Raw genomic sequence first — 23,474 nt, 5'->3', positions numbered from 1 at the left:
AGATCCCGCCCTTTTTTATGCCCTCTTCAGGCAGAGGATGCGGCTCTTAGAGCGCATGCAGTCCGGCAACACCGGCCAAAATCGCCAGAACGGCCAGCACCAGGAAGATAATGAAAAACAGCTTGGCGATACCTGCGGTCGCGGCAGAAATGCCCGAGAAGCCGAACACGCCAGCAATGATGGAAATGATAAAGAAAACGATAGCATAGTGCAGCATGGGACATGATCCTTGAATTATAGGTCGTGGTCATGTCGTAACGTCATGCGCCTCAGGAAGGTTTCTTTCCTGAAAAAAGAGTACGTGCCAACAACAGACCACTGAGAAATGCGGAAAACAATAAGAACAACGGCTGATCCACCATCAGATCGGCCACAACTGCCCGACTTTCTTTTAAGAACGAGCAAATATTTTTCTTTGCACGGGTGCAATCGACAACCCGCCCAGCCCCATCCTGCAAGGACGGCACGCTCTCATCCAGATATGACGCCAGATCCGCATCCATAGTCTTCAACTCCAAAACCATTTCATCCACGACATACAAAAACAGGGGCAGCTCGATAACGAACCACCCCTGCTCTTTTACAGCTTAACAACGAAGATGTGACGGGTCGCTCTTAGTGACCGACAGTCGTGCTCACTTCGCCCCGGGCCGTAGCTTCTTCTGTGTAACGACGAGCCTCAGGAGAAATCTTGAGGGCAAGCGTCATACCAGCAGACGCAAGGTAGATCACAGCAAATGTCCAGATCACATAGCTCATGCCCGGACCGAAAACCGCTCCACAGAACGAGACGATTGCCGGACCAACCCATGTCGAGGCACCTGCGCCGAGGCCCAGAATGGACAGAGCTGCAGCTTTTTCACGTGGGCAAATCTGCGGCATCAGGCCTGAAAGCGGCACGAAGGCAGCGACCGTTGCACCATAGAAAATGCCCGCTGCAGCAACCGCCCAGAAATTCCCCGGGTACCAGATTGGCACATAGTAGAACAGCGGAATGGCAATGAAGCCGCCGATACCACCGAAGACCGACACCACGAAACGATGCCCCAACGTGTCAGCAATCATGCCGGAGACAAGGTTAAACAGGATGTTGCTGAGGAAAATCAGCGACAGCAGGTTGAGCCATTGTTCGAGGCTGAAGTGTAGCTGGTCCACAAAAAACGCTGGCATGATGGCCAGGAAAGCGTATTCCGAAGACGTATCGATAATACGGACAATGCCAGCAATCGTCGTCTTGGGTTCACGCCACATGATGCTGAGTGAGCCAAAGAAAATATCTTTGGTGGGCACGTGATCCGGCAGAAGACGCTTCTTGCCTGTAGGCTCGTGCGTAAACAGCAATGCCACGAGGCCACCAATAATTACCAAACCCAGTGAACACCAGAACGTCTTGAGTTCACCAAGATATGGAATCGTATAGCGTGCAAACTGGGAGCCAAGTGTCGGCAGACCCGCAGAGAAAGAGAACCAGAACCATCCAGCAGCCGATCCAAGCATGGCAGCCGGGGTAGCGGCAGCGATCCACACGAGGAAACCGTATGCGAACAGCGGATAGGCAAATCCACGCAGCGCATAAAAGAGAAGGATCATAGGGCCGCTATTCGGACCCAGCCCGAATGTCAGGAAGCAGACTTCCAAAAGAGACCATAGGATCAGGCCGATCCACATGACTTTCTTAGGACCCATCAGATCAGACAGAGGCCCGGAAAACCAAGCGGCAATCATAACCGTGATGCCGTAAAGAGTGAAGAGTTCGTTGACGAACCCTTGGGAGTGGCCGTGGTGCAGCATGTAGGTGTCGAGATATCCGGCTTCGACACCATCTCCCACCATGAATAAAAGCTGACCAACAAAAGCCCAGAAAAGGGCGCGTGGGATGCCAAGAATTTCCGCTAGTCCGCGTTTAGGTGCGGCTGTTTCGGACATTTTCATGCTCTCCAGGCATAGGCGCGTCACGAACCTGCTTCGACCTCATTGCCGAAACAGATATGGGAGGCGTCGTTGCGGGCCCTACGAGAGTGCTCGGACCCGTTTCTCAAAATTATGCAGGACAGCGAGGCCAACAGATTGTCGACCTTCAGGAAAAGAGACACCCTCCCCGCCCTGAAGGGCGGGAGAAAAACAGCCGGTTAAGAAACCAGACGGGAATCGTCCTGCAAGAGATGTGGCAAAACTACACACTCTGCACAGCAATGTGAACCGCAGAATAAAAAAAAGGCCGGTGCATTGCTGCACCGGCCTTTTTTTCGTCTCAAAACGAGAAGCCTCAGGCGGCTTCCTGCTCTTCTGCAACTGGCTTCGGACCGCTGTCCTGGCCCTTGGCATCAACATCGCGCTCTACGAGTTCGATGACTGCCATGTCGGCATTGTCGCCGTAGCGTACGCCAGCCTTCAGAACGCGGGAGTAGCCACCGGCACGAGCCTTGTAGCGCTCTGCAACCGTGCTGAAGAGCTTGCTGACAACCGTGTCATCACGCAGCTGAGCGAATGCCTGACGACGAGCGTGCAGGTCACCGCGCTTACCGAGAGTGATCAGCTTCTCAACAACCGGGCGAAGTTCTTTCGCCTTTGGCAGAGTCGTCGTGATCTGCTCGTGCTTGATGAGTGCGACGGCCATGTTGCGGAACATGGCAGCGCGGTGAGAAGAGGTGACATTGAGCTTACGCCCGCTCACACCATGACGCATTGCTAGTTTTCCTTACCCTAAGAAGTTCTCAAAACGTCTCGTCGAGACGCTTGGCCAGATCCTCGATGTTCTCGGGCGGCCAGGCCGGGACGCTCATGCCGAGCGACAGCCCCATACCGGTGAGAACTTCCTTGATCTCGTTGAGCGATTTACGCCCGAAGTTTGGCGTACGGAGCATTTCCTGTTCGGACTTCTGCACCAGATCGCCAATGTAAACAATGTTGTCGTTCTTGAGGCAGTTGGCGCTACGCACCGAAAGCTCGAGCTCGTCAACCTTGCGAAGAAGATTGCGGTTGAACGGCAGGTCGTCCTGCGGCTCTTCATGCTGGACTGGACGCGGCTCATCAAAGTTGATGAACAGCTGAAGCTGATCCTGAAGAATACGCGCAGCAAGAGCCAGACTGTCTTCCGGCGTCACAGCACCGTTCGTCTCAACTGTCAGCAGCAGCTTGTCGTAGTCAGTAACCTGACCAACGCGGGTCTGCTCGACCTTGTAAGACACGCGACGAACCGGCGAGTAGATTGCATCGATCGGAATCATACCAATCGGAGCATCTTCCGGACGGTTTGCAACAGCAGCAACGTAACCCTTGCCCATGTTGACGGTGAACTCCATTCCGAGCTTCACACCATCATCAAGAGTGCAGATCACGAGATCAGGGTTCATGATTTCAATATCATGCCCAGCCTGAATCTGTCCTGCCGTCACTTCTCCCGGACCAGTCGCCGTGAGAATCATGCGCTTCGGTCCCTCACTGTGCATACGCAGAGCGAGCTGCTTAACGTTCAGGACGATGTCCGTAACGTCTTCGCGCACACCTGGAACAGCCGAGAACTCATGCAGAACGCCATCAATCTGAATGGCTGTTACTGCAGCGCCCTGTAGTGAGGACAGAAGAATACGACGCAGCGCATTACCGAGCGTCATACCGAAACCGCGCTCCAGCGGCTCCGCCACGACTGTGGCGATGCGCGAGGCAACCGGGCCGGGCTCGACTTCAAGCTTCTCCGGCTTGATGAGGGACTGCCAGTTTTTCTGGAGAACCAAGGTCGTGGCCTTTCAAACAACGAAGCCCGCCAACAAAAATTGGCGGCACCTGGCCCGCACAAATCGTGCGGAGGGAGATGCAATCACTACACATGCCGCGCATTCTCACGAACGCGCGGCATGGCATCACTCAAACGCGACGACGCTTGCGCGGACGGCAGCCGTTATGGGGCACCGGCGTCATGTCACGAATGGACGTAATCGTGAAGCCAACAGCCTGCAGCGCGCGAAGAGCGCTTTCACGCCCCGAACCCGGGCCGGACACTTCGATCTCAAGCGTTTCCATGCCGTGCTCGCGAGCCTTGCGGCCTGCGTCTTCTGCAGCAACCTGTGCAGCGTACGGTGTGGACTTACGCGAGCCCTTGAAGCCCTGTGCACCCGAGGAGGACCATGCAATTGCATTACCCTGCGCATCGGAGATCGTGATCATGGTGTTGTTGAACGTGGAAAGCACGTGAGCAACGCCAGAGATGATATTCTTGCGCTCTTTCTTACGAATGCGCGGTGCTGCGGCCTTAGCCATAATAGAGGTCGTCCTAAAAGTTAGCGAGAAGCGTCAGAGTGAAGCAGTCAGGCGCGAATTAGCGCGTGACCTTCTTCTTGCCAGCAATCGCCACTGCCTTACCCTTACGGGTACGTGCATTCGTGTGCGTACGCTGACCGCGGACCGGAAGGCCGCGACGATGACGCAGACCGCGATAGCAGCCCAGATCCATCAGACGCTTGATGTTCATAGCGGTTTCGCGACGCAGGTCGCCTTCAACCCGGTGCTCACCGTCGATCAGTTCACGGATCTTTACGATCTCGTCATCAGACAGTTCGTTGACGCGCTTCGCATCGGGGATACCGAGCTTGCTGCAGATTGCCTGCGCGGTCGACGGGCCAATGCCGTAGACATAGCGCAGGCTGATGACCACCCGCTTGTTGGTCGGAATGTTTACGCCGGCAATACGTGCCACGCCAATTCTCCCATCGACGCGATCAATTGACCGCGTCAGCCTGTTTCATGTCCGGTCGAAACCGGATCGTTTGCATCGCAGGCATGTCAGCTCCCAGTCCGATTCCGGAACCCAGGGCCACCTTCACGCCACAGATATGTCGAGGGCGCGCAATATACCGGGCACCCCCCTTGAGTCAAATGAGAATGATCACTTCTTCGTGATCATTCTCATTTCTTCAATTTTTTGCAGTCTTTCCGATGAGTGCATCGATCTCTGCACCCACTTCGTCAACGCCCAGCATTCCATCAACATGCTTTAAACGACCAGCCTTCTCATAATAAGGAAGGATTGGTGCAGTCTGACGGCGATAGATATCAAGACGAGATCTCACCACCTCAGGATTGTCATCTGGCCGGCGTGTACCATCTTCCGCAGTCCGACTGGCAATACGCTCGACAAGCTGATCTTCCGCGACATCCAGAAGAATGACGGCGTCAATCTTCAACCCATCGGTGTCCAACATGGCATCAAGTGCTTCCGCCTGGCTTTCCGTTCTTGGAAAGCCGTCGAGAATAAACCCCTGAGCACAGTCGCGCTGCGCTATACGCCCCTGGATCATCTTTACCATGATAGGATCAGGAAGGAATTCTCCCCTTTCCATAATGGCCTTAGCCTCCTGTCCGATAGGCGTGCCAGCAGCAACTTCAGCGCGCAGCATGTCTCCAGTGGAGATTTGCTTAAGGCCATAAAGCTGCTCAAGACGCTTTGCCTGCGTCCCCTTACCTGCCCCAGGAGGGCCAAGAAGAATAATATTCATCGACGCTTGTTTCCTCCCGAAACGCCATTCCTGGAACCGCGGCTACGCTGCTTGCGGATCAGCCCCTGATACTGATGTGCAACAAGGTGGGACTGAACCTGCGTCACGGTATCGATCGTTACAGACACGATAATGATGAGGCTCGTACCGCCAAAATAAAATGGCACGTTGTACTTGCTGATCAAAATCTGCGGCAGAAGACAAACAACAACCAGATACAGAGCACCGATTGTGGTCAGTCTCGACAGGATGCGATCAAAATACGACGCCGTGCTTGCCCCCGGACGGATACCCGGAATAAAGCCCCCCTGCTTCCGCAGGTTCTCAGCCGTTTCTTCAGGATTGAATGTCACAGCCGCGTAGAAGTATGAGAAAAACAGGATCATTGCGGCATAGAACAGCATGTAAAGAGGCTGTCCCTGACCAAGCTGCTGCCCGAGAACGGAAAGCCAACCCGGCATATTATGCCCGTTCATGAACCCTGAAATCGTCACAGGAATCAGCAACACGGAAGAGGCAAAAATGGGAGGGATTACGCCTGCCGTATTGACCTTCAACGGCATGTGAGTGGAGTCACCACCAAACATGCGATTGCCAATCTGACGCTTCGGATACTGGATCACAACACGACGCTGCGCCTGCTCCATAAAGACGATAAAGGCAATGACGGCAATCGCCATAACCAGAAAGATCATCACGAAGATTGGCGACAAAGCTCCGGTGCGACCCAGTTCAAACAGACTAGCCAGCGCATGAGGAAGATTGGCGACAATACCTGCAAAAATAATCAGCGAAATACCGTTACCGACACCCCGTGATGTGATCTGCTCGCCAAGCCACATCAGGAACATCGTGCCACCAACCAGCGTTACGACACACGACGCGAGGAAGAAGACACCCGGCATCACCACAGCGCTTGCGCCATGAGACGTCATGTTCTCCAGCCCAACAGCTATGCCGTATGCTTGGAAGAGTGCGATGAAAACAGTGAGGTAGCGGGTATACTGGTTAAGCTTTTTGCGCCCCGCCTCACCCTCTTTCTTCATTGCTTCCATAGACGGAAGAGCAGTTGAAAGAAGCTGAATGATAATCGATGCACTGATGTACGGCATGATGTTCAGGGCGAACACAGTCATGCGTCCGAGAGCACCACCCGTGAACATGTCGAACATGCCCAGAATGCCACCCTGATGCTGTGCCAGCAGCTGACCCATGACTGTCGCATCAACACCAGGAACAGGGATGTATGTTCCGAGGCGATAAACGATAAGGGCCAAAAGCGTAAACCAGATACGCTTCTTGAGTTCAGTCGCCTTGGCAAAGGAACTCATATTGAGATTGGCGGCGAGCTGCTCTGCTGCGGAAGCCATCCACCTGTCCTTTCATGAAAACAGCGTCGCCGCACATCTGCACGGGACGCTGTTCACTATCTAACCATACCCCAGATAAATCTGGGAGAGGAGAACTCAGGCTTCAGCCTGAACTTCCTTCTTCGGTGCAAGCACCTTAACGGAGCCGCCAGCCTTCTCAACAGCAGCAAGAGCTGCTGCGGAAGCACCGTCGACTTCGATGGTTACGCCATGCGAAAGTTCACCCTTCGCAAGAAGACGAACACCATGGGTCTTGCCATTGACAAGCCCAGCAGCGCGAAGTGTTGCTTCCGTAACAGGAGCCGACTTATCCAGCTTGCCTGCTTCGATAGCCTTCGAAATCGCGCCAAGGTTCACCGGAGCATATTCCTTGCGGAAGATGTTCACGAAGCCACGCTTAGGCATACGGCGATACAGCGGGAGCTGACCACCTTCAAAGCCATTCAGCGAGACGCCTTCACGAGCCTTCTGACCCTTAACACCGCGTCCGGAGGTCTTACCCTTACCGGAACCAATGCCACGTCCTAGGCGCTTCTTGCGATAACGAGAGCCCTCGTTATCGCGCAATTCGTTGAGGTTCATTTCAACCCTCCACCTGGATGAGGTGGGCAACCTTGCGGATCATCCCACGCACAGCCGGAGTATCTTCCAGCGTACGGGTGGAACCGATACCGCGCAGACCAAGACCAACAAGGGTCTCAGCCTGGCCCGGTTTGCGACCAATGACAGAAGCAATCTGCTTTACCTGAACGGTCTTACCGTTTTCAGACATTTGCAGTCTCCTCGGTCTGAGCCTGCTCGCGCTTACCGAAAAGTTCAGCGGCCTTCTTGCCACGACGCGAAGCGACGTTGCGAGGGCTGCTTGCCTTTTCAAGGGCAGCGAACGTAGCCTTGATCATGTTGTGCGGGTTACGCGTTCCAAGGCTTTTAGCGACAACGTCGTTAACACCCAGGCTCTCGAAAACCGCACGCATCGGACCACCGGCGATGATACCCGTACCGGCTTCAGCCGCACGAACAACAACCTTACCAGCGCCGTAGTGACCTGACGTATCATGATGAAGGGTACGACCCTCCTTCATTGGTACGCGGATCATCGTACGCTTGGCGCGCTCGGTAGCCTTACGGATAGCTTCGGGCACTTCACGAGCTTTACCCGCACCGTAACCAACGCGTCCCTTCTGATCGCCAACGACAACCAGCGCTGCGAAAGCAAAGCGACGGCCACCCTTAACAACCTTGGCAACACGATTGATGGTTACGAGCTTGTCGACCAGATCGTCGCCCTGCTCGCGCTCACGACCACCACGGCCGCCTTCTCTTGGCTCACGTGCCATGTGTGATCCTCCTTAGAACGAGAGTCCGCCCTCACGGGCAGCCTCTGCCAGGGCCTTGACCCGGCCATGATAGACATAAGCGCCGCGATCAAACACGACGGCCGTCACGCCAGCTGCCAAGCCACGTTCCGCGATCAGCTTGCCGATCGCCGAAGCTGCGTCCACGTTAGCACCGGTGTTGCCATTGTCGCGAAGCTCTTTTTCCAGCGTAGATGCGCTGGCAAGAGTACGACCCTGTGCATCGTCGATGATCTGGGCGTGAATGTGCTTGCTGGAACGGAAGACCGACAAACGCGGCCGGCCGCCGCTCTTGCGACGAAGCTGGAAACGCAGCCGCTGACGGCGACGTTCCTGCAATCCTTGCTGCGATGCCATTACTTCTTCTTACCTTCCTTGCGACGCAGAACTTCCGTGTCATAACGAACGCCCTTGCCCTTGTATGGCTCAGGCTTGCGGAAGCTGCGAATATCGAGAGCGACCTGACCAACGCGCTGCTTGTCGTTGCCTTCAACAACAATAGCGGTCGGACGCGGCGTGGTGATCTTGATACCGGCCGGAATCGGATAAACGACATCGTGCGAGAAGCCGAGGTTCATCACCAGATTGGATCCCTGAACAGCAGCACGGAAACCCGTACCCTGAATTTCAAGACCCTTGGTGAAACCAACAGACACACCCTTGACCATATTTGCGATCAGAGCGCGCGTCGTTCCCCACATCGTCCAGTTTTCACGGGAGCGACGACCAATCGGAGCAACTGCAACTGAGTTGTCTTCGATTTTCACGTCCACGTGACGAGAAACCGGGAAGCTCAGTTCACCAAGCTTGCCTTTGGCCGTGAAGACACCGTTGGCAACTGCGACCTGCACACCTGCCGGAACTTCTACGGGATATTTACCTACGCGAGACATGCGACCCTCCTCAGAAGACGCGGCAGAGAACCTCGCCGCCAACATTGGCAGCGCGGGCCTCGACGTCCGAAAGGACGCCACGCGGGGTGGACAGGATCGACACACCAAGGCCGGCATAAACGCGCGGAAGTTCCTTGATCTTCGAATAGACACGACGGCCAGGCTTGGAGACCCTATGGATTTCCTTAATGACCGGCTGCCCTTCAACGTACTTCAGCTCAATACGGAGCTGCGATACGCCCTTACGGACTTCTTCCGTGGAAAAACCACGGATGTAACCTTCACGCTTCAGAGCCTCAAGCACGTTCGTGCGAAGCTTGGAAGCGGGCGCAACGCAGGCAGCATGACGAGCACGCTGAGCATTACGGATCCGGGTAAGCATATCACCCAGTGGATCAGACAACGACATTCGATCTATCCCTTACCAGCTCGACTTGACCATGCCAGGAATCTGGCCGGCGGACGCAAGATCACGCAGAGCGATACGGCAAAGCTCGAACTTACGGTAGTTAGCACGGGGACGACCGGTCAGCTTACAACGAAGACGGACGCGCGTTGCGGATCCGTTACGTGGCATCTGTGCCAGCTTAAGAGTCGCTTCAAATCGGTCTTCAACCGAAAGGGAACGATCCTTGATGATGTTTTTAAGAGCGGTCCGCTTTTCCTTATCGCGCTTCGCAAGAGCTGCGCGATGGTTATTACGGTTAACCGCTGAGATCTTCGCCATCTCGAATTTTCTCCCGGAACCTGTCAGGCCTATCCCGACGGTTTTCCAATCTGCGTGTCTATAAAGGAAAGCGGCCTTCCAATGGAAGGCCGAATCCTTATTTTTAGTCGCGATCGGTCTGAAAAATTACCTGATCAACCTGCGAACGGCAGATCGAAGGCCTTCAGCAGAGCCTTTGCTTCGGCATCGGTCTTTGCAGTGGTCACGAAGATGATGTCCATACCGCGAACGGCATCGATCTTGTCATATTCGATTTCCGGGAAAACAATCTGTTCCTTGATGCCCATGGCGAAGTTGCCACGACCATCAAAACCCTTGTTTGCCGGAAGACCACGGAAATCACGAATGCGAGGCATTGCGATCGTCACGAGACGGTCAAGGAACTCATACATACGCTGACGACGCAGAGTAACCTTACAACCGATCGGAAGACCTTCACGGATCTTGAAGCCAGCAATAGCCTTGCGTGCCAGCGTCTTAACCGGCTTTTGACCGGAGATCGCTGCCATTTCAGCAACTGCTGCATCCAGCTTCTTCTGGTCGCCAGCTGCTTCACCGACGCCCATGTTCAGCACGATCTTCTCGAGCTTAGGAACCTGCATCGGGTTTGCGTAGCCGAACTGCTCAAGAAGCTGTTTACGAAGAATTTCTTCGTAGCGCTGCTGCATACGCGGCAAAGCGGTGTTGTTATCGCTCATTTTTGCGTTCCTCAGCCTTCGATCACTTCGCCGGTTGCCTTGGCAACACGAACTTTGCGACCGTCTTCAAGAACCCGAAAGCCAACGCGTGTCGGCTTACCGCTCTTGGGATCAACCAGCTTCAGGTTTGACAGATGGATCGGCATTTCCTGCTCGATGATACCACCTTCTCCACCTGCGCGGTTGGGCTTCGTGTGACGCTTAGCGATAGCTACGCCGCGAACGACAGCTTTCTCAGCCTTCGGCATCACTGAGAGGACTTCGCCACGAACGCCCCGGGACTTACCGGAAAGAACGAGGACCTGATCGCCTTTTTTAATACGTGCAGCCATTACAGCACCTCCGGCGCCAGGGAGATAATCTTCATGAACTTGCGAGCACGCAGTTCACGAACGACCGGGCCAAAGATACGCGTGCCAATCGGCTCCTGCTGCTTGTTAATCAGCACAGCAGCATTCTTGTCAAAACGGATCGCAGATCCGTCTGCACGACGTACCGGATAAGACGTACGAACGATAACGGCCTGATGGACGTCACCCTTCTTCACCTTACCGCGGGGAATGGCTTCCTTAACGGATACGACAATGATGTCGCCGACCGAGGCAGTCTTCCGCTTGGAGCCGCCCAGCACCTTGATGCACTGCACCCGACGCGCACCGGAATTATCGGCGACGTCAAGGTTGGTCTCGGGATGAATCATGTGCCTACCCCCTTATGCGCTGACGGAAGAGGAAGCCGAAGCCATGTCCTCTCCGTTGCGTGCGACGACAGACCAAGTCTTGCGCTTGGAAATCGGTGCGCATTCTTCAATGCGAACCAGATCGCCAATTTGGCAGACGTTGGCTTCATCATGAGCCGCATACTTTTTGGAGCGGCGGATGAATTTCTTATAGAGCGGGTGCATGATACGACGATCAACAAGAACGGTAACCGTCTTGTCCATCTTGTCGCTCGTTACTCGCCCTGTCAGGACGCGCCTTGGCATCGTCCGTCTCCTCTCAGGACTTTGCGGCGGACGTTTGGGCGCCCGCACGGTTCTTCGATTGATGAGCCAGTGTCTTGATGCGCGCGACAGCACGACGCACGACTTTAACACGGCTTGTGTTTTCCGACTGCCCGGTGGCAGCCGCAAAACGGTGATTGATCTGTTCGCGCTTCAGATCGATGAGCAGAGCGTTCAGCTCGTCCTCGCTCTTCGCGCGCAGATCTGCAGGCTTGTACGTGTCGGCCATCTTACGCGTCTCCGATACGCTGAACGAACTTGGTCTTGATCGGAAGCTTTGCAGCTCCCAGGCTCAGTGCCAAGCGAGCGACTTCCGGCGGAACGCCTTCGATCTCAAACAGGATGCGACCTGGCTTGACACGAGCTGCCCAGTACTCTGGGGAACCCTTGCCCGAGCCCATACGCACTTCTGCAGGCTTTGTCGAGACCGGAAGGTCAGGAAAAATACGAATCCAGACGCGACCGGCACGCTTCATCGCACGAGTAATAGCACGACGGGACGCTTCGATCTGACGGGCCGTGATCCGCTCTGGCTCAAGAGCCTTCAGACCATATGCACCGAAGTTCAGCTGCGTTCCGCTTTTCGCAAGACCGTGGATACGGCCTTTGTGAGCTTTACGAAACTTTGTCCGCTTTGGGGAAAGCATGTTGTTAAATCCTCAATCAGCACCAGCAATGGAACTGTAGGCTTTCGCCTACAATTCAACGTTGCGGAGCCTGCTCCGCGGCACGACGGTCTTGTGCCAGGGGGTCATGAGCCAGGATCTCACCCTTGAAGATCCAGACTTTCACACCGCAGGTTCCATAAGTCGTCTTGGCCGTCGCCGTGCCATAGTCGATATCAGCGCGGAGCGTATGCAACGGCACACGTCCCTCACGATACTTCTCGTCACGTGCGATTTCGGCACCACCCAGACGTCCGCTGCAAGTAATACGGATGCCCTGGGCGCCCAGACGCATTGCAGACTGGATTGCGCGCTTCATGGCGCGGCGGAAAGCAACGCGACGCTCAAGCTGCTGAGCAATGTTTTCAGCAACCAGAGTTGCGTCGATTTCCGGCTTACGGATCTCAACGATGTTCAGCGCCACGTCGGTCTTCGCCATACGGCTCAGTTCCTTACGCAGTGCATCGATGTCCTGACCCTTCTTACCAATCACGACACCCGGTCGGGCAGCGTAGATCGTTACGCGGGGCTTCTTTGCCGGACGCTCGATAACAACACGAGAGACGCCAGCACCAGACAGCTTGCGACGCAGGAATGCACGCAGCTTAAGGTCTTCATGAAGAAGACGTGCATAGTCTGCACCTGCGTACCAGCGGCTATCCCAGGTACGGTTAACACCGAGCCGAAGCCCGATTGGATTGACCTTATGTCCCATGGATCAAGCTGCCTTCTGCTCTTCGCTGGTTTCCGACGCTTCTGCAGCTTCGGCCACAACAATCTTCAGGTGGCTGAAGAACTTTTCAACGCGAGCCGAGCGACCACGGCCACGAGCGTGAAAACGCTTCATGACGATGGACTTGCCGACTTCAGCCGTCTTCACAACCAGACGATCAACGTCCAGCTGATGATTGTTCTCAGCGTTGGCCACGGCGCTCTCAAGAGTCTTCTTAACCTGCTGCGCGATACGACGACGCGAGAAGGTCAGAGCGGCAATAGCCTTGTCAGCTGGCTGGTTACGGATCATTGCCGCAACCAAGTTCAGCTTACGCGGGCTAACACGGATGTTACGCGTAATTGCTTGCGCTTCCGTATCAGCAAGCGTGCGGATGTGCTTCGGCTTGCTCATTTTCAGCCCCGCTTCGACTTCTTGTCAGAGCCATGACCGGTGTAGGTCCGTGTCGGTGAGAATTCACCAAACTTGTGACCGACCATGTTCTCCGTGACCTGCACAGGCAGGAACTTGTGACCATTATAGACGCCGAACGTAAGCCCGACGAACTGCGGCAGAATCGTGGAACGACGTGACCAGATCTTGATCACTTCGTTACGACCAGAAGCACGAGCTGCTTCTGCTTTGCCGAACAGATACCCGTCAACGAACGGGCCCTTCCAGACGGAACGTGCCATCTCTGTTTGCCCCCTCTTACTTGCCGGACTTACGGCGACGGATGATCAAGCTATCCGTCTTTTTGTTAACACGCGTCTTGTAACCCTTCGTCGGAACGCCCCAAGGCGTAACCGGGTGACGGCCACCAGAGGTACGACCTTCACCACCACCATGCGGGTGATCGACCGGGTTCATGACAACGCCACGGTTGTGCGGACGACGTCCGAGCCAACGGGAACGTCCAGCTTTACCCATGTGCTGGTTCATGTTGTCTGGGTTAGAGACAGCACCAACCGTTGCCATGCATTCGCCGCGAACAAGACGTAGTTCACCAGACTGAAGCTTGATCTGGGCGTAGCCCGCATCTTTACCGACGAGCTGAGCATACGTTCCAGCGGAACGTGCCATCTTGCCGCCAGCACCTGGCTTCAGTTCAATGTTGTGAACAATCGTACCAACCGGCATAGCGCCGAGAGACATCGCATTGCCCGGCTTCACGTCCGTATGGGCGCCAGAGATGACGCGATCGCCAACCTTGATGCGCTGCGGAGCCAGAATGTAAGCAAGCTCGCCGTCATCGTACTTGATGAGTGCGATAAACGCCGTACGATTTGGATCGTACTCAAGGCGCTCAATCGTTGCACCCACATCGAACTTACGACGCTTGAAATCGACGTAACGATAGGACTGCTTGTGCCCGCCGCCACGGAACCGAACTGTCGTACGGCCGTGGTTGTTACGACCGCCAGACTTGTTCTTACCTTCCGTCAGCTGCTTGACCGGCTTGCCCTTCCAGAGCTCGCTACGATCAATCAGCACGGTGCCGCGTGTGCTCGGCGTCGTGGGATTAAAGTGCTTTAGTGCCATGGTTATTACCCCGCGTCAGCCCAGCTTCGCTGTAAGGTCAATGGATTGACCTTCTGCAAGCTGTACATACGCCTTCTTGATGTCAGAGCGGCGACCAGGACGACCCTTGACGCGCTTCGTCTTACCCTTCTGGACCAGCGTGTTCACGCCAGAAACCTTAACGTTGAAGAGCTTTTCGACAGCGGCCTTGATCTGCGGCTTGGTTGCAGTCGTGGAGACCTTGAAAACAACCTGATTACGCTCCGAAAGAAGCGTAGCCTTTTCCGTGATCAGCGGCGAACGGACCACATCGTAAAGAGCTTCCTGAGACATGTTCTCAGCTGTCTTACGTGCGTTCATGACGATAGAGATGGTCATGCCAGACGCTCCTTAAGACCCTCAAGACCCGCACGGGTAATAACCAGTACATCGTGGTTGAGGATGTCATAGACGTTCGCGCCGATGGTCGGCAGGACGTCAATCTTCGGCAGGTTCGCAACCGCACGAGCAAACTGCTCATCAACCGCACCATCCACGATCAACGCGGAGGACCAGCCGAGAACCTTGAGCTTAGCAGCAGCTTCACGGGTCTTGCTCACGCCATTGGCGGTATCGAGCACAACCAGCTTGCCAGCAGCAGCCTTCTGCGACAGCGCAGAAATCAGGCCGAGACGACGAACCTTCTTTGGCAGATCGTATCCGTGGTCACGGACAACCGGACCATGAACAACGCCACCCGTACGGAACTGCGGCGCACGCAGCGAGCCCTGACGTGCAGAACCGGTACCCTTCTGGCGGAACGGCTTCTTCGTCGTACCAGAAACTTCACCCATGCCTTTGGTGCGATGCGTGCCAGCGCGGCGCTTAGCCAGCTGCCAGTGAACAACTCGCGCCATGATGTCGGCACGCGGAGAAACCGCGAAAATCTCTTCTGGAAGCGCGACTGAGCCAGCGCTGCCATTATCGAGGGTCTTGATATCGTATTCCATGCCCCTCGTCCTCAACCGGCGGCCGCTACGACTGCAGCCGGGTACGGCGCATCGGCGTGGCGAGCCTTCTTGATTGCATCGCGAATCAGCACAAGGCTATTCTTCGCACCAGGAATCGCACCCCTGACCATGATCAGGTTACGCTCTTCATCCACGGCTGCCACTTCCAGGTTCAGCGTTGTAACACGCTCGTCACCCATATGACCTGCCATCTTCTTGCCCTTGAAGACCTTGCCAGGATCCTGGCGCTGGCCCGTAGAACCATGAGAACGGTGGCTAATGGAAACGCCGTGAGAGGCTTCAAGGCCAGCGAAGTTATGACGCTTCATAACACCTGCAAAGCCTTTACCCTTACTCTGGCCCGTGACATCAACTTTCTGCCCAACCACGAAATGGTTAGCGGAGAGCTTTGCGCCGGCCTCAAGCAGAGCGTCTTCCGCAACGCGGAACTCTACGAGGTGCTTCTTCGGCTCAACCTTGGTACGGGCAAAGTGGCCACGATTTGCCTTGGTGACATTCTTCACCTTGGCATTACCAAGACCGAGCTGAACGGCTGTATAGCCATCACGCTCATTCGTGCGGGTATCTACAACCTGAACTTCGTCAAGGTGCAGGACCGTCACAGGCACATGAGTGCCGTCTTCTTTAAACAGCCGGGTCATCCCCAGCTTTTTTGCAATCAATCCGGTACGCATCGTCTGGACCTTAGAGTTTGATCTCGACATCAACGCCAGCGGCGAGGTCGAGCTTCATGAGGGCGTCCACGGTCTGCGGTGTCGGCTCGACAATGTCGAGCAGCCGGCGGTGAGTCCGAATTTCGAACTGCTCGCGGCTTTTCTTATCCACGTGTGGCGAACGGTTCACCGTGAAACGTTCGATATGCGTCGGCAGCGGGATCGGACCCCGAACCCGCGCACCCGTACGCTTCGCCGTGTTTACGATCTCTTTGGTGCTGTTGTCCAGCACTCGATGATCGTACGCCTTAAGGCGAATGCGGATGTTCTGGTTGTCCATAGTCTTAATTCGTCCAACTCAAAAATTCGGGTCTCGTCCTACTGCCATTGCATCTGAAAGGGAACCCCGGCCAGAAATAAATCTGGCCGGGGCTTCCATATCAACGGCGAAACGCAGGACTTAGGCGCTGATTGAAGAAACCACGCCTGCACCCACGGTGCGGCCACCTTCGCGAATTGCGAAGCGGAGGCCTTCGTCCATGGCGATCGGAGCAATCAGCTCGACATCCATGGCTACGTTATCACCCGGCATGACCATTTCCGTGCCTTCCGGCAGCGTTACGACGCCAGTGACGTCGGTCGTACGGAAATAGAACTGCGGGCGGTAGTTCGTGAAGAACGGCGTATGACGACCACCTTCTTCCTTCGTGAGGATGTAAGCCTCAGCCTTGAACGTCTTGTGCGGCGTAATGGAACCTGGCTTTGCAAGAACCTGACCACGCTCAACGTCTTCACGCTTCGTGCCACGAACCAGTGCACCGATGTTGTCACCGGCTTCACCACGATCGAGAAGCTTACGGAACATCTCAACACCCGTAACGGTCGTCTTGATGGTATCCTTCAGACCAACGATCTCAACTTCGTCGCCGACGTTCACAACGCCACGCTCAACACGACCCGTGACAACCGTACCACGACCCGAGATCGAGAACACGTCTTCGATCGGCATCAGGAACGGACGGTCAACCGGACGCTCAGGCTGCGGAATGTAGGTGTCTACAGCTTCCATCAGCTCAAGAACGCGATCTTCACCGATGGTGGCGTCACCATCTTCAAGGGTCACAAGAGCAGAACCCTTGACGATGGGGATATCGTCGCCTGGGAACTGGTAGGAGGACAGAAGCTCACGAACTTCCATTTCCACGAGCTCAAGCAGCTCAGCGTCGTCAACCTGGTCAACCTTATTCAGGAACACAACCAGAGCAGGAACACCAACCTGACGAGCAAGCAGGATGTGCTCACGCGTCTGCGGCATTGGGCCATCAGCAGCGGACACAACCAGGATTGCGCCGTCCATCTGAGCGGCACCGGTGATCATGTTCTTGACGTAGTCAGCATGGCCCGGGCAATCGACGTGAGCGTAGTGACGGTTCTTCGTCTCGTACTCAACGTGAGCCGTGGAGATGGTGATACCACGAGCGCGCTCTTCAGGAGCCTTGTCGATCTGATCATATGCGCTGAACGTTGCGCCACCAGTCTTTGCCAGCACCTTGGTGATCGCAGCAGTCAGCGAGGTCTTGCCGTGATCGACGTGACCGATCGTACCAATGTTGCAGTGCGGCTTGTTCCGCTCGAATTTAGCCTTTGCCATCGTCTTTCTCCAAAACCCTGCCTTCCACGAGGCAGAGATAAGACTGAAAGTTCATCCAGTCAGTATCTGTTAGATTCCCAGATACTGCCGGAAGCCCTTTAGCGGGTTCTGATTACCAGCGATAGTGACTGAATGCCTTGTTAGCTTCAGCCATACGGTGGGTGTCTTCGCGCTTCTTTACAGCAGCGCCACGATTGTTAACCGCGTCCATCAGTTCGTTGGACAAGCGCTCCTGCATCGTGTTCTCACCGCGCTTGCGGGAGGCATCGATCAACCACCGGATCGCCAGAGCCTGACGGCGCTCGGTGCGCACTTCGACAGGCACCTGATAGGTAGCACCACCAACACGACGTGAACGGACTTCGACAGCCGGCTTCACGTTGTCCAGAGCCGAGTGGAACATGGCCACCGGGTCAGCAGTTGCACCACCACGGTGACGCAGAACCTCGAGAGCACCGTAAACGATGCCTTCGGCGGTGGATTTCTTTCCATCATACATCAGCGCATTCATGAAGCGCGTAATGACGATGTCTCCGAACTTCGGATCGGGAAGGATCTCACGCTTTACAGCGCGGTGACGGCGACTCATTCCAAATACCTCTTACTTCGGACGCTTCGCGCCATACAGCGAACGACGCTGACGACGCTTAGCGATGCCCTGCGTGTCAAGCACGCCTCGCAGGATGTGATAACGCACACCAGGAAGATCCTTCACTCGCCCACCACGGATAAGAACAACACTGTGTTCCTGAAGGTTATGACCTTCACCCGGAATGTAGCTTACGACCTCGTACCCGTTGGTCAGACGCACCTTGGCGACCTTACGCAGAGCGGAGTTCGGCTTCTTTGGCGTTACCGTGTACACGCGCGTGCATACGCCACGCTTCTGGGGGCATCCCTGTAGTGCAGGGACCTTATTCCGCTTTGCGGCCGGCTCACGGCCGTTCGCGATCAACTGGTTGATGGTCGGCATGCGCCCTTCCCAATCCTTGTCCTATTCCGGACAGAAAGCACCAGACTTTCTGCCATGACATTTTATTCAAATCGACATGCGGCTGAACCGCCTGCCTATCCCACATTTGGAAAGAGAAACAGCAAAAGCCATTTCCCTCCTTTTGTAGCGTGCGGCCTTGGCATCCCCCGAATCCGAGGTAGCGGCACCACATGCGATTCTTTGTCTTCGACGGCTTTTTTTCGCCTAATTAGACGGGAGTAGCCGAGGGCGCGGAACCTACGAAGGGTTCCGCGTTGAGTCAAGTGTTTCGGCTGAAATTGAAGCGATTCTAAAGAGAGAGTTTTTCAAATCGCTACAATTTCCCCTCTGCTCTTCTTCTGAAAGAGGAACAGAGGGGGGTTTCATTATTCTGCCGCGTCTTTCACTTCGGCCGCTGAACGGCCAACGCGATGACGATCCTGGCTGGCAGCAATGCCACGCAGACGATTCATAACGCTACCCGTGCCGGCCGGGATCAGACGACCCACGATCACATTCTCCTTGAGACCGTTCAGTGTGTCGACCTTACCAGACGTCGCAGCGTCCGTAAGTACGCGCGTCGTCTCCTGGAAGGATGCTGCCGAGATAAAGGACTGCGTCTGCAGGGAGGCTTTGGTAATGCCCTGCAGCACCGGCATAGCCACTGCTGGGGTATCACCATTTTCCTGAAGGCGCTGGTTCTCGATCTCGTACTCAATCCGATCCACGGTCTCGCCGATCAGATAGGTCGAATCCCCTGGCTCCAGAATTTCGACCTTCTGCAGCATCTGACGAACAATGACCTCGATGTGCTTGTCATTGATCTTCACGCCCTGCAGTCGATAGACGTCCTGAATTTCGTTGACCAGATAATCCGAAAGCGCCTCGACACCCATAACTTTCAGGATGTCATGCGGCACACGCGGTCCATCGACCAGCGGATCACCCTTCTGAACAAAGTCACCTTCCTGAACAGAAACGTGCTTGCCCTTCGGGATGAGATACTGCGTCTCTTCGCTGGTCTCGTCGTTTTTCACGATAACGCAACGCTTCGACTTGTAATCCTTCCCGAACTCAATACGGCCATCGCCTTCGGCAATAATCGCATGATCCTTCGGACGGCGCGCTTCGAACAGTTCGGCAACACGCGGCAGACCACCGGTAATGTCACGGGTCTTGGAACCTTCACGCGGAATACGCGCCAGCACGTCACCAGCATGAACTTCGGCACCATTCTCAATCGACAGAATACTGTCTGGTGAGAGGAAGTAGCGAGCATCATTGCCATTGGCGAGCTTGACCACATTACCCGCAGCATCCTTGAGCTGCAGACGTGGACGAAGATCAACACCCTTAGAAGCCTGCTTGTAGTCAACCACAACCTTGGAGCTCAGGCCTGTGACCTCATCCATACGTTCGACAAGCGTGATGCTGTCGATCAGGTCGAGGTATTCAACCGTACCTGCCTGCTCGGTGATGATCGGAAGGGTGTACGGGTCCCACTCGGCCATCTTCTGACCACGTGCAACTGCCTCACCCTCGCCCACCATCAGACGTGCACCGTATGGAACACGGTAACGAGCACGCTCGACACCGTTCTCATCGGTCAGCAGGATTTCGCAGTTACGCGACATCACAACCAGAACCTTCTGAGAGTTCTCAACCACGTTGCGGTTCTTGATCGTCACACGCCCATCACGAGAGGCTTCGACCATAGACTGCTCGGCGCCACGCGTTGCCGCACCACCAATATGGAAGGTACGCATCGTCAGCTGTGTACCAGGCTCACCGATGGACTGAGCGGCAATAACGCCGACAGCTTCACCGATGTTCACTGGCGTACCGCGAGCCAGATCACGACCATAGCAGTGCGCACAGATACCAACGCGGCTATCGCATGTCAGAACCGAGCGGATCTCCATGCTCTCGACGCCGGCCTTCTCGATGAGCTCTGCTTCGGGCTCCTCGATCAGGGTGTTGCGCGGAAGCAGGACTTCATGCGTCACCGGATGCAGCACATCCTTGGACGTCGTACGTCCCAGAATACGCTCAGACAGCGAAGCGACGACTTCACCACTATCCATAACCGCACGAACCGTCAGGCCGCGTTCAGTACCGCAATCCGGCTCAACAATGATGCAATCCTGGGCAACGTCAACGAGACGACGCGTCAGATAACCCGAGTTTGCAGTCTTCAGAGCCGTATCCGCGAGGCCCTTACGAGCACCGTGGCTGGACGTGAAGTAATCGAGAACCGACAGACCTTCTTTGAAGTTCGCGATAATCGGCTGTTCGATAATTTCGCCTGAAGGCTTCACCATCAGACCACGCATACCAGCGAGCTGCTTCATCTGGGCTGGCGACCCACGAGCACCGGAGTGGCTCATCATCCAGACAGAGTTGGTCGGCTGACCGATAACCTGCTTGGAGATTTCCTTCAGCATGGCTGCCTGGACCTCGTCCGTGCAGCGTGACCATGCGTCAACCACCTTGTTATAGCGCTCGCCAGCGGTGATCAGACCATCCTGATACTGCTGCTCGAACTCCTTGACCTCCTCCGACGTCTTGGCAACCAACGGCGCCTTCTCTGCCGGAATGATCATGTCATCCTTGCCGAAGGAAATACCTGCACGGGCAGCGTGCTTAAAACCAAGGCCCATGAGACGGTCACAGAAGATCACTGCCTCCTTCTGACCACAGTGACGATAGACCGTGTCAATCACGTCAGACACATTCTTTTTCGTCAGCTGCTTATTGATCAGGCTGAACGGAATTGCAGGATGCTTCGGCAGTATCTGCGCAATAAGCGCACGCCCTGGCGTCGTCAGGATCGTCTGGCGGATTGGCTTTCCGTTTTCATCAACGGTCGGCAGACGCAAACGAATCTTATCATGAAGCTGCAGAGAACCTGCGAGCATTGCGCTCTCGATTTCTGCAACATCCGAGTAAGCTGGCGGCGCAGCCTTAACGACCTTGCCATCTTCAATAACGGCTTCGTCTGGCGTTGCACGATATTCAGGAACTTCAAGGCTCAGGTAATAGAGGCCCAGAACAATATCCTGAGATGGCACGATAATCGGCTTACCGTTAGCCGGGCTAAGGATGTTGTTTGTGGACATCATCAGCACACGGGCTTCCAGCTGCGCTTCAAGCGACAGCGGAACGTGTACGGCCATCTGATCGCCATCAAAGTCAGCATTGAACGCGGTGCAAACCAGCGGGTGAAGCTGGATAGCCTTCCCTTCGATCAGCGTTGGCTCAAATGCCTGAATACCAAGACGGTGAAGCGTCGGTGCACGGTTCAGCATCACAGGATGCTCGCGGATCACCTCTTCGAGGATATCCCAAACCTCCGGACGCTCTTTCTCCACCATGCGCTTTGCAGCCTTAATGGTAGTAGCGTGACCGTACTTCTCAAGCTTCGAGTAGATGAAAGGCTTGAAAAGCTCCAGCGCCATCTTCTTCGGAAGACCGCACTGGTGCAGCTTCAGCTCCGGGCCAACCACGATGACCGAACGGCCAGAGTAGTCAACGCGCTTACCAAGAAGGTTCTGACGGAAACGGCCCTGCTTGCCTTTGAGCATGTCGGACAGAGACTTCAGTGGACGCTTGTTGGCACCCGTGATGGCACGTCCACGACGACCGTTATCGAACAGCGCATCGACAGATTCCTGAAGCATACGCTTTTCGTTGCGAACAATAATGTCCGGCGCACGAAGTTCGATCAAACGCTTCAGACGGTTATTACGGTTGATAACGCGACGATACAGGTCATTCAGATCTGACGTGGCGAAACGGCCGCCATCCAGCGGGACCAGAGGACGCAGTTCCGGCGGGATCACCGGAATAATGTCCATGATCATCCAGTCCGGACGTGAACCACTCTCAACGAATGCCTCAACGAGCTTCAGACGCTTGACCAGCTTCTTACGAGCAGCCTCAGACGTTGCCTTGCGCAGCTTCTTGCGCATCATCGTCTTTTCAGAATCGCCTTCCATGACTTCAGCGTCATAGTCAAACGGATCCGGCAGGCCCTTCGCCTTGGCGGCAAGGCTCAGCTCACGCTCCTGGGCATTTGGAATACCCCAGTCATACGTGGAAAGCGCACGCTTGATAGCCTCAGCGCCGATACCAACGTCGATGCCTGCATCCGGATATTCATCCAGAAGATCTTCACATCGCACTTCGTCCAGAAGGTACTGGTCGCGCTTCTTGCCGTTCTTGTAAGACTCAATCTGATCGGAGTCACAGACACCCTTATCGAGTACCAGGAACTTCTCGAAGTACAGAACTGGCTCAACATCCTTGAGCGCCATGTCCATCATCGTGGCAATACGGCTAGGAAGCGACTTCAGGAACCAGATATGGGCAACAGGTGAAGCGAGCTCGATATGGCCCATACGCTCACGGCGAACCTTCGCCAGCGTAACTTCAACACCGCACTTTTCACAGACAATGCCGCGGAACTTCATCCGCTTGTATTTTCCACACAGGCATTCGTAGTCCTTGATCGGACCAAAAATACGCGCACAGAAAAGGCCGTCACGCTCAGGCTTGAACGTCCGGTAATTAATGGTCTCCGGCTTTTTGATTTCACCGTAAGACCAGGAACGGATCTGCTCGCTGGAAGCAAGCTGGATCTTGATCTGATCGAAGGCTACCGACTGGCCAGCCTGACCCAGGATCTTCATGAGTTCGTTCATGCGCCGAAACCCCAATGCGCGCCGCAGCGTCCTGCGGGCGCGTCAAAA

34 protein-coding genes are annotated in these 23,474 nt (G+C 55.3%); all 34 read right to left on the bottom strand.

Going from position 1 to position 23,474, the window contains the following annotated elements:
• Nucleotides 1–46: 46 nt before the first annotated feature.
• Entirely contained in the window at nt 47–217 is a 171-nt protein-coding gene (locus KP705_RS04790; protein WP_007282750.1) for a DUF1328 domain-containing protein, read from the bottom strand.
• A 52-nt stretch (nt 218–269) separates the two neighbouring features.
• Nucleotides 270–503: a hypothetical protein gene (locus tag KP705_RS04785; protein WP_046901196.1), complete on the bottom strand. Its 234-nt coding sequence runs from the start codon at nt 501–503 to the stop codon at nt 270–272.
• A gap of 112 nt (nt 504–615) precedes the next feature.
• Entirely contained in the window at nt 616–1,932 is a 1,317-nt protein-coding gene (locus tag KP705_RS04780; protein ID WP_046901195.1) for an MFS transporter, read from the bottom strand.
• 334 nt (nt 1,933–2,266) lie between these two features.
• Nucleotides 2,267–2,686: a 50S ribosomal protein L17 gene (rplQ, locus tag KP705_RS04775; protein ID WP_046901194.1), complete on the bottom strand. Its 420-nt coding sequence runs from the start codon at nt 2,684–2,686 to the stop codon at nt 2,267–2,269.
• A gap of 28 nt (nt 2,687–2,714) precedes the next feature.
• Nucleotides 2,715–3,734 (bottom strand): DNA-directed RNA polymerase subunit alpha, encoded by a 1,020-nt coding sequence (locus KP705_RS04770; RefSeq protein ID WP_046901193.1) that lies wholly within the window; start codon nt 3,732–3,734, stop codon nt 2,715–2,717.
• A 130-nt stretch (nt 3,735–3,864) separates the two neighbouring features.
• Entirely contained in the window at nt 3,865–4,257 is a 393-nt protein-coding gene (gene rpsK / locus KP705_RS04765) for a 30S ribosomal protein S11 (RefSeq protein WP_007282744.1), read from the bottom strand.
• 58 nt (nt 4,258–4,315) lie between these two features.
• Nucleotides 4,316–4,693 (bottom strand): 30S ribosomal protein S13, encoded by a 378-nt coding sequence (gene rpsM, locus KP705_RS04760; RefSeq protein ID WP_046901192.1) that lies wholly within the window; start codon nt 4,691–4,693, stop codon nt 4,316–4,318.
• A gap of 217 nt (nt 4,694–4,910) precedes the next feature.
• Nucleotides 4,911–5,492 carry an adenylate kinase gene (locus tag KP705_RS04755; protein ID WP_046901191.1) on the bottom strand — a complete coding sequence of 194 codons (582 nt, stop codon included), beginning with the start codon at nt 5,490–5,492 and terminating at the stop codon, nt 4,911–4,913.
• Nucleotides 5,489–6,862, bottom strand: coding sequence for a preprotein translocase subunit SecY (gene secY / locus KP705_RS04750; RefSeq protein ID WP_046901190.1), 1,374 nt, complete (start codon nt 6,860–6,862; stop codon nt 5,489–5,491). Before secY ends, KP705_RS04755 begins: the two co-directional genes overlap by 4 nt.
• 96 nt (nt 6,863–6,958) lie before the next feature.
• Nucleotides 6,959–7,444 (bottom strand): 50S ribosomal protein L15, encoded by a 486-nt coding sequence (rplO, locus tag KP705_RS04745; protein ID WP_046901189.1) that lies wholly within the window; start codon nt 7,442–7,444, stop codon nt 6,959–6,961.
• Nucleotide 7,445: 1 nt separating this feature from the next.
• Complete coding sequence (gene rpmD / locus KP705_RS04740) at nt 7,446–7,634, bottom strand: 50S ribosomal protein L30 (protein ID WP_046901188.1); 189 nt, start codon at nt 7,632–7,634, stop codon at nt 7,446–7,448.
• A complete protein-coding gene (rpsE, locus tag KP705_RS04735; protein ID WP_046901187.1) occupies nt 7,627–8,199 on the bottom strand; it encodes a 30S ribosomal protein S5 in 573 nt (190 codons plus the stop codon). Before rpsE ends, rpmD begins: the two co-directional genes overlap by 8 nt.
• Nucleotides 8,200–8,211: 12 nt before the next feature.
• A complete protein-coding gene (gene rplR, locus KP705_RS04730) occupies nt 8,212–8,574 on the bottom strand; it encodes a 50S ribosomal protein L18 (RefSeq protein ID WP_046901186.1) in 363 nt (120 codons plus the stop codon).
• Nucleotides 8,574–9,110, bottom strand: coding sequence for a 50S ribosomal protein L6 (rplF, locus tag KP705_RS04725; RefSeq protein ID WP_046901185.1), 537 nt, complete (start codon nt 9,108–9,110; stop codon nt 8,574–8,576). The genes rplR and rplF overlap by 1 nt, the downstream gene beginning before the upstream one ends.
• A gap of 10 nt (nt 9,111–9,120) precedes the next feature.
• Entirely contained in the window at nt 9,121–9,519 is a 399-nt protein-coding gene (rpsH, locus tag KP705_RS04720) for a 30S ribosomal protein S8 (RefSeq protein WP_010502111.1), read from the bottom strand.
• A 12-nt stretch (nt 9,520–9,531) separates the two neighbouring features.
• A complete protein-coding gene (gene rpsN, locus KP705_RS04715) occupies nt 9,532–9,837 on the bottom strand; it encodes a 30S ribosomal protein S14 (RefSeq protein ID WP_007282734.1) in 306 nt (101 codons plus the stop codon).
• A gap of 134 nt (nt 9,838–9,971) precedes the next feature.
• The gene (gene rplE / locus KP705_RS04710; protein ID WP_046901184.1) at nt 9,972–10,535 is read right to left on the bottom strand and encodes a 50S ribosomal protein L5; all 564 of its coding nucleotides are present in this window, start codon (nt 10,533–10,535) and stop codon (nt 9,972–9,974) included.
• An 11-nt stretch (nt 10,536–10,546) separates the two neighbouring features.
• The gene (gene rplX, locus KP705_RS04705; protein WP_046901183.1) at nt 10,547–10,867 is read right to left on the bottom strand and encodes a 50S ribosomal protein L24; all 321 of its coding nucleotides are present in this window, start codon (nt 10,865–10,867) and stop codon (nt 10,547–10,549) included.
• Nucleotides 10,867–11,235 carry a 50S ribosomal protein L14 gene (gene rplN, locus KP705_RS04700; protein ID WP_007282731.1) on the bottom strand — a complete coding sequence of 123 codons (369 nt, stop codon included), beginning with the start codon at nt 11,233–11,235 and terminating at the stop codon, nt 10,867–10,869. Before rplN ends, rplX begins: the two co-directional genes overlap by 1 nt.
• 12 nt (nt 11,236–11,247) lie before the next feature.
• Nucleotides 11,248–11,520, bottom strand: coding sequence for a 30S ribosomal protein S17 (gene rpsQ, locus KP705_RS04695; RefSeq protein WP_010502113.1), 273 nt, complete (start codon nt 11,518–11,520; stop codon nt 11,248–11,250).
• 13 nt (nt 11,521–11,533) lie between these two features.
• Nucleotides 11,534–11,767, bottom strand: a complete 234-nt coding sequence (rpmC, locus tag KP705_RS04690; RefSeq protein ID WP_010502114.1) for a 50S ribosomal protein L29 — start codon at nt 11,765–11,767, stop codon at nt 11,534–11,536.
• Between the two features lies 1 nt (nt 11,768).
• The gene (gene rplP, locus KP705_RS04685) at nt 11,769–12,185 is read right to left on the bottom strand and encodes a 50S ribosomal protein L16 (RefSeq protein ID WP_007282728.1); all 417 of its coding nucleotides are present in this window, start codon (nt 12,183–12,185) and stop codon (nt 11,769–11,771) included.
• Nucleotides 12,186–12,240: 55 nt separating this feature from the next.
• Nucleotides 12,241–12,918 (bottom strand): 30S ribosomal protein S3, encoded by a 678-nt coding sequence (gene rpsC, locus KP705_RS04680; RefSeq protein WP_046901182.1) that lies wholly within the window; start codon nt 12,916–12,918, stop codon nt 12,241–12,243.
• A gap of 3 nt (nt 12,919–12,921) precedes the next feature.
• Complete coding sequence (gene rplV, locus KP705_RS04675; RefSeq protein WP_046901181.1) at nt 12,922–13,329, bottom strand: 50S ribosomal protein L22; 408 nt, start codon at nt 13,327–13,329, stop codon at nt 12,922–12,924.
• A gap of 2 nt (nt 13,330–13,331) precedes the next feature.
• Entirely contained in the window at nt 13,332–13,610 is a 279-nt protein-coding gene (gene rpsS / locus KP705_RS04670; protein ID WP_007282725.1) for a 30S ribosomal protein S19, read from the bottom strand.
• Nucleotides 13,611–13,626: 16 nt separating this feature from the next.
• The gene (gene rplB / locus KP705_RS04665) at nt 13,627–14,457 is read right to left on the bottom strand and encodes a 50S ribosomal protein L2 (RefSeq protein WP_046901180.1); all 831 of its coding nucleotides are present in this window, start codon (nt 14,455–14,457) and stop codon (nt 13,627–13,629) included.
• Between the two features lie 15 nt (nt 14,458–14,472).
• The gene (locus tag KP705_RS04660; RefSeq protein WP_174694852.1) at nt 14,473–14,769 is read right to left on the bottom strand and encodes a 50S ribosomal protein L23; all 297 of its coding nucleotides are present in this window, start codon (nt 14,767–14,769) and stop codon (nt 14,473–14,475) included.
• A 41-nt stretch (nt 14,770–14,810) separates the two neighbouring features.
• Nucleotides 14,811–15,425, bottom strand: coding sequence for a 50S ribosomal protein L4 (gene rplD, locus KP705_RS04655; protein ID WP_046901178.1), 615 nt, complete (start codon nt 15,423–15,425; stop codon nt 14,811–14,813).
• A gap of 11 nt (nt 15,426–15,436) precedes the next feature.
• Entirely contained in the window at nt 15,437–16,120 is a 684-nt protein-coding gene (rplC, locus tag KP705_RS04650) for a 50S ribosomal protein L3 (protein ID WP_046901177.1), read from the bottom strand.
• A gap of 10 nt (nt 16,121–16,130) precedes the next feature.
• Nucleotides 16,131–16,439: a 30S ribosomal protein S10 gene (rpsJ, locus tag KP705_RS04645; protein WP_007282720.1), complete on the bottom strand. Its 309-nt coding sequence runs from the start codon at nt 16,437–16,439 to the stop codon at nt 16,131–16,133.
• A 120-nt stretch (nt 16,440–16,559) separates the two neighbouring features.
• Nucleotides 16,560–17,750, bottom strand: a complete 1,191-nt coding sequence (gene tuf, locus KP705_RS04640) for an elongation factor Tu (protein ID WP_046901176.1) — start codon at nt 17,748–17,750, stop codon at nt 16,560–16,562.
• Nucleotides 17,751–17,862: 112 nt separating this feature from the next.
• On the bottom strand, nt 17,863–18,339 hold the full coding sequence (gene rpsG / locus KP705_RS04635; protein ID WP_046901175.1) for a 30S ribosomal protein S7: 477 nt from the start codon (nt 18,337–18,339) through the stop codon (nt 17,863–17,865).
• Nucleotides 18,340–18,351: 12 nt separating this feature from the next.
• Complete coding sequence (gene rpsL / locus KP705_RS04630) at nt 18,352–18,723, bottom strand: 30S ribosomal protein S12 (protein WP_010502158.1); 372 nt, start codon at nt 18,721–18,723, stop codon at nt 18,352–18,354.
• 386 nt (nt 18,724–19,109) lie between these two features.
• Nucleotides 19,110–23,426, bottom strand: coding sequence for a DNA-directed RNA polymerase subunit beta' (rpoC, locus tag KP705_RS04625; protein ID WP_215764109.1), 4,317 nt, complete (start codon nt 23,424–23,426; stop codon nt 19,110–19,112).
• Between the last annotated feature and the right edge of the window lie 48 nt (nt 23,427–23,474).

It is taken from the genome of Gluconobacter sp. P1D12_c, from assembly GCF_018812105.1.
In the GTDB taxonomy this organism is placed as follows: domain Bacteria; phylum Pseudomonadota; class Alphaproteobacteria; order Acetobacterales; family Acetobacteraceae; genus Gluconobacter; species Gluconobacter oxydans_A.
The sequence above is the reverse complement of the archived record's forward strand: the minus strand, read 5'-3'. Positions and strand labels throughout refer to the sequence as shown.